This window comes from Plesiocystis pacifica SIR-1 (assembly GCF_000170895.1).
Taxonomy (GTDB): Bacteria; Myxococcota_A; Polyangia; order Nannocystales; family Nannocystaceae; genus Plesiocystis; species Plesiocystis pacifica.
The window spans coordinates 1-9,905 of record NZ_ABCS01000187.1 but is presented as its reverse complement, the minus strand read 5'-3'; the positions used below and the strand labels follow the sequence as shown (position 1 = coordinate 9,905).

At 72.6% G+C, this 9,905-nt stretch carries 7 protein-coding genes; 3 read left to right on the top strand and 4 right to left on the bottom strand.

Annotated elements, in window-relative coordinates; genetic code table 11:
- Positions 1–88 precede the first annotated feature (88 nt).
- Positions 89–2,878: an AAA family ATPase gene (locus PPSIR1_RS40500; RefSeq protein ID WP_006977137.1), complete on the bottom strand. Its 2,790-nt coding sequence runs from the start codon at positions 2,876–2,878 to the stop codon at positions 89–91.
- 40 nt (positions 2,879–2,918) lie between these two features.
- Here PPSIR1_RS40500 and PPSIR1_RS40495 point away from each other — a divergent pair, with 40 nt between their 5' ends.
- Entirely contained in the window at positions 2,919–3,767 is an 849-nt protein-coding gene (locus tag PPSIR1_RS40495) for a hypothetical protein (protein WP_006977136.1), read from the top strand.
- A gap of 14 nt (positions 3,768–3,781) precedes the next feature.
- Here the strand turns inward: PPSIR1_RS40495 and PPSIR1_RS40490 are convergent, their stop codons facing one another.
- Complete coding sequence (locus PPSIR1_RS40490; protein ID WP_006977135.1) at positions 3,782–4,690, bottom strand: LysR family transcriptional regulator; 909 nt, start codon at positions 4,688–4,690, stop codon at positions 3,782–3,784.
- Between the two features lie 133 nt (positions 4,691–4,823).
- Here PPSIR1_RS40490 and PPSIR1_RS40485 point away from each other — a divergent pair, with 133 nt between their 5' ends.
- Positions 4,824–6,107: a tyrosinase family protein gene (locus tag PPSIR1_RS40485; protein ID WP_198154730.1), complete on the top strand. Its 1,284-nt coding sequence runs from the start codon at positions 4,824–4,826 to the stop codon at positions 6,105–6,107.
- On the opposite strand, the gene PPSIR1_RS51440 is transcribed toward PPSIR1_RS40485, so the two are convergent.
- Positions 6,052–6,612 (bottom strand): patatin-like phospholipase family protein, encoded by a 561-nt coding sequence (locus tag PPSIR1_RS51440; protein ID WP_198154729.1) that lies wholly within the window; start codon positions 6,610–6,612, stop codon positions 6,052–6,054. The genes PPSIR1_RS40485 and PPSIR1_RS51440 overlap by 56 nt on opposite strands.
- Before the next feature lie 96 nt (positions 6,613–6,708).
- Positions 6,709–8,244, bottom strand: a complete 1,536-nt coding sequence (locus PPSIR1_RS40480) for a flavin-containing monooxygenase (protein ID WP_006977133.1) — start codon at positions 8,242–8,244, stop codon at positions 6,709–6,711.
- A 187-nt stretch (positions 8,245–8,431) separates the two neighbouring features.
- Here PPSIR1_RS40480 and PPSIR1_RS40475 point away from each other — a divergent pair.
- Positions 8,432–9,905, top strand: a 1,474-nt coding sequence (locus PPSIR1_RS40475; RefSeq protein WP_006977132.1) for an ion transporter, incomplete at its 3' end; no start/stop codon positions are given.

Sequence of the window (9,905 nt, the reverse complement as noted above, 5' to 3'; positions counted from 1 at the left end):
TTGCCCCTTTTGTGCCCGTCTTGGTGCGGAGATTGGTGGCTCCGACTCGAGTGGGGGGAGGGCCTTTGCGAGTTCGAGGGGGGCCGGGTTAGCAGTTTTTCAGGAGCTTGGCGGCGAGCCGGATCGTGTCGGAGTTGGGTCGCTCGCGCTCGAGGATGGGCAGGGCGTGCTCGAGGAGCTTGCGGGCCGAGTCGCGGCTGCGTTGGCCGGCGGGGCGGGCCGCGAGCAGGAGCCTGGCCTTGCGGACCTCGGTCTCGGCGACGGCGACGTGCTCGAGGGTGCCGTAGACCTGATCTTGGAGGGACAGGACCTGGTCGTGGGCTTGGATGGCGCCCGCGCGGTCGCCCCCGGCTTCGATGAGCTGGGCGCGGCGCTGGGTCGGCTCGAGCATGGCGGCGAGCATGGCCGGGTCTTCGGACATCAGGTAGGTGGAGAAGAGCTCGGCGAGGGTGGCGTCCAAGGTGGCGATGCCCAGGTCGAGCTCGCCGCGCTCGGCCTGGACGACGGCGAGGGCCTCGCGCAAGGCGGTGAGCTCGAGGATGGAGGTGGTCACGGCGCTGCGCTCGATGGCCTGGCGGAGCAGGGCCTCGGCTTCGTCGAGGCGACCCTGGTGTCGCCGAACCTCGGCGAGCTCGGACAGGGCGTTGCGCTCGACCTCGAGCAGGTCCTGGGCCCGAGCCTGGGCGAGCAGGGTCTCGAACACCGCGGCCGCGCCGTCGAAGTCCTCGGCCTGCAGGCGGGCGCGGCCGAGCTCGTGCTGGACGACGGGCTGGACCTGGGCGCCGAGCAGATCGCGGGCGCGCTCGAGCTCGCGGACCAGCTCCTCGACGGGGGCCCCGAGCTCGCGGTGGAGCTGGGCGCGGAGCAGCAGGGCGCCGCCGAGGGCCTCGCCCGTGGGCCCGGCGGCGAGCAGGCCCTCGACCCACTCGAGGGCCTCGTCGAAGCGCCGCTCCTCCTTGAGGCGCATGAGCGCCCGCAGGCCGATGCTCCAGCTCAGGTCCGCTCGGCCCTCGCTGACGCCGGCGGCCTGGGCGGCGAAGAGCGCGACCTCGAGGGGGATGAGCGAGCCCTCGCCGCGCTTCCAGGCGCCGAGGGCGTCGCGCAGCACGGCCTGGGCGCGCTCGAGCAGGTCCGGGGTCTGGGCCCGGGTCTGGCTCTCGTTGGTGACCTCGAGGATCGAGCGCAGCCAGTCCACGGCCGCGATCTCGTCGGGGCTGCCGGTCCAGCCGCGCCCGTCGAGCTGCGCCTGGGTCACGAGCACCCAGCGGCAAAAGTCGAGCCTGTGTCCGTCCTGGGCCTCGAAGGGCTGCTCGTCAAAGCCCTCGCTGGCGAGCCGGCGGGAGCGCCTGGGCAGGTGCCAGCGCACGGGCTTGTCCTCGATCAGGTCGACCAGGCCGCCGCGCAGGAGCTCGTCGAGGTAGCCGTCGGCGGCCTCGAGCTCGAGTCGTCCGACGGCGGCGGCGGCCTCGGTGGTGAAGGTGGCGGTGAACAGGCTCAGGCACTCCCACAGCGTCCGGGCCTTGGGGGAGCCGGCCGCGACCACGTCGGTGATCAGGCCGCTGATGGTCTCGCCGGGGGAGGGGGAGGGGGCGCGGCCGAGGGCGACGAGGCGGCCCGCCTGGCTCAGCGAGCGCGGCCGGCCGGCGAAGCGCTGGACCAGGCGCCGGGCCTGGGCCTCGTCCTCGACGCCGCGGCTGCGCAGCAGCTCGACCCCGGCCTGGTTGCCGAGGCCCGCCAGGTTGAGGGTCTGATCGAAGTCGCCGTGCGGGCGCAGGCTCCGGGTCGCGACGACCACCGAGGACTTGCCCCCGGGCATGAGCCACTGGACCAGCTCCTGGGACTCGACGTCGTCGAATACGAACAGCAGCCGGCGCCGGGAGGTCGCGGCGAACCACCGCGGGTAGACGTCGAGGAGCTCGAGGCCCTCGGTGTCGCCCGCGGCGAGCTCGGCCCACAGCGTGCGCAGGATGTGCTCGGCCCGGTCGATGGGCGCGTCGGGGTGGGGCAGCTCGTCGACCGGGATCCACCACACGCCCTCGTAGCGCCCGGCGACCTGGGGGAGCACGCGGCGGATCAGCGAGGTCTTGCCCGCGCCCCGGGCCCCGCGCACGAGCACCCGCGCGCCGGGGGACTCGAGCGCCGCCGTCAGCGAACGCAGCTCGGCGTCCCGGCCGTAGAGGGCCAGGCGCTTGGTGGCCACGCGCGGCTCCTGGACGCGCCAACCCGACGCGCGCCCGCGCAGGAAATGGGTCGAGCCCGGGCCCATGTGCAGGCCGTGGGTGGGCCCGATGATCGAGCCCACGGCCCCGTCGGCGTGGGACACCGCGGCGTCGTCCATGGACAGCAGGCCGGGGTCGGTGTCGAGGTCTCGGCGCGCGGCGGAGAAGCGGAACACGGCCTGGTGGATGCTCCAAAAGTCGGGCGCGTGGCGGCGAAAGCGGGCCCAGTCGAGGCGGTGCATGGCCACGGCCACGGGCGCGTCGGCGAGCCGGGTCAGCACGTCGCGCTTTTGGTTGAGCAAGAAAAACAGGTTCTCGAGGGCCTCGCCGGTGTCGGCCGTGGGGAGCCAGAACCACCGCGGGTGCGGGGTCTCGCGGAACAGCTCGGACAGGGCCGAGAGCTCGGTGTCGCGGCGCAGCTCGAGGCTGCCGACGGTGTGCGGCGCCTCGGCCCCGGCGTCGTCGCAGGACTCGGCCGCGGCGGCCTCGATGAGCGCGCGCAGGTGCGTGCCGGCCAGCGCGTCGCCGATCTGGACCACGAACAGCTGGAAGCCCTCGCCGAGCTCGAGGGCCGTCAGCAGGCGCTCCGCCTCGGCCCGGTTGTCGCCGTAGCCCAGCCAGGTCTCGCGGGCGCGCTCGCCAGGGTTGGTCTCGACCACGGGCTGCGACTGTAGCAGTCGCGTCGTGTATGGTCAGGCCATGGCGAGCGAGCGCGTGCGTGGACGACGAGGGGTCATCGCGGGAGCCGTGGCGGTGGCGGCCCTGGGCTGCTCGGGGTCGAAGACCGAAGCTGGAGACGAAGCGGCCGGGAGCGGGAGCTGCCCGGTGGCGGCGCTCGTGTGCGAGGACTTCGAGGGGCAACCGCTGGGTCAGGCGCCGGGGGCCCCGTGGACGCCCGAGGGCGAGGGCACGGCGCTCGTCGACGACCAGCGAGCCTTCGGCGGGAGGCACTCCCTGCGCCTCGAGACGACGGCGGGCTGGGACGGGCGCGCGCTCTTGGGCCTGAGCGACGCGGCCCTGTTCCCGACCACGCACCTGTTCGGGCGCGCGCGCCTGTACCTGACCGAGGCCTCCCCCGACGGCGTGCACTGGACCATGGTCCAGGCCTCGGGCCCCACGGAGGCCGAGGGTGTGTGGGACGGCCCGTTCACGGCGGAGCTGCGCTACGGCGGCCAGCACCAGCAGCGGCTCATGGCCAACTACGACACGCCGGGCACCTACGACACGCCGCCCGCGGGCCCGGCGAGCGACTGCTGGCAGCACTCCCAGACCGTCATGCCCCAGGGCCAGTGGACCTGCATGGAGTGGGAGTTCGACGCGGAGACCGACACCATGCGGCTGTGGTTCGACGGGGCGGCCATCGAGGACCTCACCGTCGGGACCATGGGCGAGGGCTGCGTGAACCCGGGCACGGCCGAGGTCTGGTACTACCCGGACAGCTTCGAGGCCATGCACATCGGCTGGGTCGACTACCAGAACACGGGCGGCTCGCGGGAGCTGTGGATCGACGACGTGGCCCTCGGGACCGAGCGCATGGGCTGCGATTGAGAGCCCGGATCAGCTCAGAGCTCGCTGAAGGACACGCCCAGTAGGCCCGCCGCGACCTCGCGGGACAGCTCGGCGGCGGCCCGGCTGCGCGGCATGGCGGAGGTCGCCTCGGGCAACAGCACGCGCACGCTGGTCTCGCCTCCGAGGATGTCTGGGAGTACGGGCTCGAGGTCCGCGCCCGGGGAGATGCTGCGCGTGAGCTCGGAGTAGGGGAGCAGGGCGATGCCCCGGCCCGCGCTGGCGATCAGCCGGAGCATGAACGCGTCCGAGCTCGACACGTGGGGCTCGACGGCGACCGAGCCGCCCTCGCGCAGGGGCCAGGTCGTCGCTTCGCTGCCGGGGTAGAGCCAGGATGCGAGGGCGTGCTCGGCCAGATCCTCGGCGCGTTCGGGGCGGCCGTGGGCGTCGAGGTAGGCGGGGCTGGCCAGGGCGCGCAGGGGCAGGTGGGTGAGCACGAAGGTCCGGTAGGGGCCCGAGGACACGCCCTCGCCGAAGTGGATGATCAGGTCGTAGGGCTCGTGGGTGACGGACAGGGGGTCCTCGCACAGGTCGATGCGCAGGCGCAGCTCGGGGTGGCGCTCGCGGGCCTGGGCGACGAAGCGGGCGTTCATGGCCGAGGGCAGGCCGATGGGCAGCAGGGCGCGCAGCTCCCCGCGCACGGTGCCGGTCTCGGACTCGGCGAAGTGGGCGAGGCTGTCCGCGTCGCGCAGCAGGACGCGGGCGCGGGTGGCGAAGCGCTGCCCCGCCTCCGTGGCCTTCGTCCCTCGCTTGCTGCGGACGAGCAGCTGCATGCCGAGCTCCTCCTCGAGGGCCTCGAGCTTCGCGCGCAGGGTGGCCCGAGACACGCCGAGGGCCTGGCTGGCGGTCACGAAGGAGCCGCGATCGACGACCGAGACGAGCGCGCGGAGCTGATCGAGGTCCACGCCCAAACGGTACCAGTTGGCGGGGCGCTGACCATGCGGTGGCGGGACAACGCCCATCCAGAGCCCCTCGGGTTGGCTATTTCATGGCTACGGCGACATCGGAGAGCCCATGAAACGACGGACAGTACTCAAAGTGATCTCGGGTAGCGTGGCTTTGATCGGGTGCAGGCCCGGGGAGGAGGCCGGGGAGTGCGGCGACGCCCTCGGCTTCGTGCCGGGGGAGGCGCCCGTGGTCCGCAAGGGGGCCTCGCAGATGCGCGCGGACGAGATTGAGCGCTTCACCCAGGCCTGGCAGCTGCTCGTCGAAAACGGCGAGCTCGACCAGCTGGCCATCGGGCACGCGGACATCGACAACCAGCGCCACCACGGCACGCAGATCCGCGGCGACTACACGGGCTTCGTCAACCCCGACAACTACGCGCACCGCTTTTTGTGTTGGCACCGGGCTTACGTGACGGACCTCGAGCAGGCCATGCGCAAGGCCTTGGTCGCCGACTACGCCGCCCGGGGCCTCGACTGCGCCCTCGCGGATACGGTGTTCGTGCCCTACCTCGACGGCGAGGGCTACCCGCAGTGGGTGCGGGACTGGATGCCCACGGGGACGCCCACGGGGGTGTTCGTTCAGCACATCGATCCGACCATCGACCCGGACAACGGGCACGAGAGCAACGGCCTCGAGCTCGGCGACACCTACGAGGTCGTGGTCCGGGCCTACCACGGCCAGAGCCACACCTGCTCGACGGTGCCGCCCTCGGCCCGGGTGATCCAGGAGTGCTTGGCCCACGAGAGCTTCGTCGACATGTCCGTCGCGCTCGAGTCCACCCCCGGGCTGATCCACGACGTGCCCGACCCCGACCTGGCCAACACCGTGCGCATGGTCGCGGACACCATCGTCGACAAGGACGGGCAAAACGCGATGGTGTTCATGAGCTTTTTGTTCATCGCCGACATCATCGAGACGGGGGGCTGGCCCGACCCCGAGCAGAAGGTGTTCGTGATGCCGGCGATCACGGCCCTCGACCGCGGCCGGGCCTTCGACGAGTACGGGATCCAGGGCTGGAGCGACGAGCAATTCTTTGGGGTGCTCGAGGCCGTCAACGCCTACGTGCAGCGCTCGCCCCACGCGATCTTGCACTTCTACAGCGCGGGCGAGAGCACCGAGGCGGGCGTGCGCGGGCTCTACGGCAGCTCGGCCTACTTCCAGGACGCCGGGGCCGACCCCCACTTCTACATGCTGCACTGCGAGCTCGACCGCTACTTCGAGACCTGGCTGCAGTCCAACTCGGACACGCCGCCGCTCGAGGGCGAGGACCGCCTGTTCAAGACCTGGCCGGGGGCGAGGGAGTGGACGGTGGAGCAGCTCATGGACGCGAGCGCGCTGCCCTTTGTCTACGACGAGCTGTGGTCCCCGGGGTAGTACCGCGTGTTCGAAGCCCGCGCCGGGTTTGGGGCGGCACTGGAACCCGAATGGCTGTGTCGCCGCTCCTCGCAGTGGGTCCACCACAGCGTCGTCGCGGCTCCTTGCCCTCGGGTCCCAGCTCCACCGCTCCTCGGCGGCGTCGATGTCGAGGGCGACGGCGGCGAAGGGGATGTCGAGCTGCTCGAAGCGGGTGCGCTCGATGAGCCCGGTGAGGTAGGTGTGCGCGCGCTTGCCCGAGAGCACCCCCGAGGTCACGACGGGAGGGATCGACGAGCTTCATCCAGTCGACGGGGCGGCGCATGAGCTCGACCCGGCGGCGCAGCTCGGTCGCGCCGAGGCCGAGGTAGGCCGCCCCCACGACGGCGCCCATGCTGGTCCCGTGGATGAAGTCGACCTCGACGCCCATACGCTCGAGGGCCTCGAGCACGCCGACGTGGGCGAAGCCGAGGGCCGCGCCTCCCCCGAGGGCCAGGCCGACGCTCTGGCGCAGCAGGCTGCGCACGACCCGGGGGGCGACGCGCTCGACGGGGGCGCCGGCGCGGGTCTTGATGCGGTCGCGGGTCGGGAGGCCCTCGCGGGCGATGACGATCCGCCGGCTTCAACCCTCGGCGAGGCGCGCAGCGGCGCGGGGCTGAGGTCGCGCGTCGACCTTCGCCCGCGTCAACATTCGCTGCGCCTCCCCGGGCAACCGCCCCCGCCCGTCCAGGCGATACATCGCCGCCGAGGCGGGCCCGGTCAGCAGCCGCCAACCCTGGACCGGCCGAGTCAGCAGACGCCCGAGCACCCGCGGGCGGCAGCCAATGTTCGCCGCCAGCGAGTCGAGGTAGCCCAGGTAGTGCACCCGGGGGATCGGCGAGTCGACCCACGGCTCCGGGCTGGCCGTGCGCGCGAACGCGGCCTGGTCGTGGCGGTGCCAGGGCTTGGCGACCTCGGCCTCGAGCCCGGCGCTGGGCCGCGACCACGAGGCCGCGATCCACCGCGCCTGCATCTCCATGACCGGGAACACCGGACCGGTCACCTGCACGTGGCCGATGAAGGCCAGGCTGGGGTAGCGCGGGGAGACCATGTGCCGGAGCAGGCCCACGTGGCCCTCGGGGCTGGCGCTCGGGCGGGCCGAGGCGTGCAGCCAGGGCAGAGGGTCCGGGTCGTAGCCGGTGCAGCACAGCACGCGGTCGACCTCGAGGCGGGAGCCGTCGAAGAAGGTCGCGATGAGGCCCGCGGCGCTGGTCTCGATGGTGCGCAGGGAGGGGCGCACGCCGACGCGGCCCTCGACGATGGCCTCGCGCAGGCGCGTCGACTGGACCACGCGGGTCTGGTCGACGCGGGCGCGCGGGGTGGGCAGGCCGTGCTTGGCGAGGGCGGCCTGCTCGCGCCCGAGCAGGCGCCGGGCGACGCGCTCGCGCAGGAAGGCCGGCAACAGGTAATTGAGGCGGGTGAGCGCGTGGTCGCGGGGGCGCCCGGCGGCGTCGAAGCGATCGAGCAGCCAAAAGGGCGAGCGCACGGCCAGGGTCACGGACGCGGCGGCGTGGCTGAGCTCGGCCGCGATGTCGCAGCCGCTCGCCGAGGAGCCGACCACGAGGACCCGCTCGCCGGCGAAGGGCTCGGGCGCGCGGTAGTCCTTGGCGTGGAGGATGCGCTCGCGCAAGCTGGGCTGCTCGGCGAGCTGGGCGACGGTCGGGCTCGGCCAGCGCGGCGTGGCGTAGGCCCCCGTGCACACCAGCGCGGCGTCGAAGTACTCGTCGATGAGCCCCCCGTCATGGCGGTGGCGGGCCCGCAGTCGCCACCGGGTCAGGCGGCTGTTGGGGCTCGTGGGCGTGAGCGACTCGATCTCGTAGCCGAGCCGGGCGACGCGCTCGACCCCGTGGTGGGCGGCGTAGGCCCGGAGGTAGGCGAGGATCTGCGCGCGGGAGGGGAACTGGGGCAGGGCCGCGTCCATGGGGAAGTCGCTGAACGCGAGCAGCTCCTTGGACACGTTGGCGGTCAGCGAGTCGTGGCACAGGCCGTGCTCGCCCCGGCTCCAGCGGCCGCCGAGGGCGGTCTGGCGATCGAAGAGGGCGCAGTCGATCCCGGCGGCGAGCAGCTCTCGGGCCGCGCTCAGCCCCGCCGGGCCCCCTCCAATGATCGCGACTCGCATGCTGGCTGATCGGCTCCCACTGCGGGAGTCACTCAGGTCCCGATCTTCATTCACGCGACGATCGCCGCAGGCTCACATCGCGAACTTGGCCGTTCCGCCATGGCTCTTCGATGGATCCGCCCTGAGAGTCGAGATGTGGTTCATCGCGTGCGCGGCTGACGGCCATCTTGGCTATGCTCCAGCCCTCGTGTTCGCCTTCCTCCAGCGCACTCTCGAGCACCCCGTCTCTCGCGTCATCCTCAGCGCGGCGATCGTCATCAGCCTGGTCCCGCACCAGTGGATGCACACCAGCGACGCCTGGTTCCTGGTGCTGTTCGGGCCCGAGGTGCTGGTCCGCTCGGTGCTGGTGTTCCGCAAGGAGTCCCTGCCCCTCGAGGGCGGCCAGCGCATGCAGACCGGCTGGCGGCGGGCGACGGGCATGGAGGTCTTCCTGCTGGTCCTCGACGTCGCGGCGCTGTTGTCCTTCTTGCCAGCGGCGGCCTCGGGTCTGCTCGGGGCTCGCTGGCTGCGGCTGTTCCGGCTGACCCGGACGATCCTGCTGCTGCGCTACTGGGCCCCGGTGGTCCGCGATCTGTGGACCGTGAGCTGGCGGCCGGAGCGACGTCGGCAGCTGATGTTCGTGTTCGGCTCGCTGATCTTGATCTGCTTCGCGGGCGCGGTGCTCCTCGACCACGTGACCACGACGGTGGGCGACGACTTCGACGGCGACGGCGTGGTCGGCGATCCCCACGATCACGAGTTCTTCGTGCGCATGTGGTGGGCCTTTAGGCAGATGGAGGACCCCGGCAACCTGCTGGCGAGCCCCCACGACACGGGCACGGTGGTCGTCAGCGTGTTCCTGACCCTGGCCGGATTGTTCGTGGTCAGCTTCATCATCGGCATCGGCTCGGACGTGGTCGTGGACCTGGCCAAGCTCGGCCGGCTCCGCGCCCCCGGGCTCGCCCGCCACACCGTGATCATCAACGGGCAGCGGACGGGCAAGCGGCTGCTCCACGAGCTCTTGCACGAGGAGTACAAGGTGCTCCCCGCGGGCGGAGGCTTCGTCGGCGTGCGCTGGTTCGTGCAGCTGTGGCGCAACCTCAGGCGGCGCCACGCGATCGTGATGGTCGGGCCGGGGGCCGAGCGGCCCGACTTTTTGAGCGAGCCGGGCTACGGCGCGGTGATCTACCGGGCCTGGGACGACGACGACGACGACACCCTGCTGGCCCGGGCCGACGTGCTCCGGGCCCGGCGCGTGGTCCTGCTCGCCCGGGAAGGCGACGAGCAGTCCGACGACGCGACGGTCCGCACCTTGCTCACGGTGGTCGAGCAGCTGCGCGACGCGGGGGACCAGGATCCGCGCCGGCTGCTCGTGGAGATCATCAATCAAGACAACCTGCCGGCGGCGCGGCGGGCCGCGAGCCGGGCCGAGGCGCCCCTGGAGACGATGGTGGTCCCGACCGAGGTGCTCATCGCCCGGTGCGTGGCGGCGGTGTGTCGGCGCCAGGGCCTCGCTGGCCTGCTGACCCAGCTGCTGCGCAGCGAGGGCCGGGAGATCTACACCTGGGAGCGGGCGCCGGGCTCGGCGGTGGGCTTCACGGCTTGCGGCGGCGCGGCGCCCCTCGAGGCCCTGGCGCAGGCCGGGGGCGTCGGCCTGGGCGAGCGCGGGGTGGTGCCCCTGG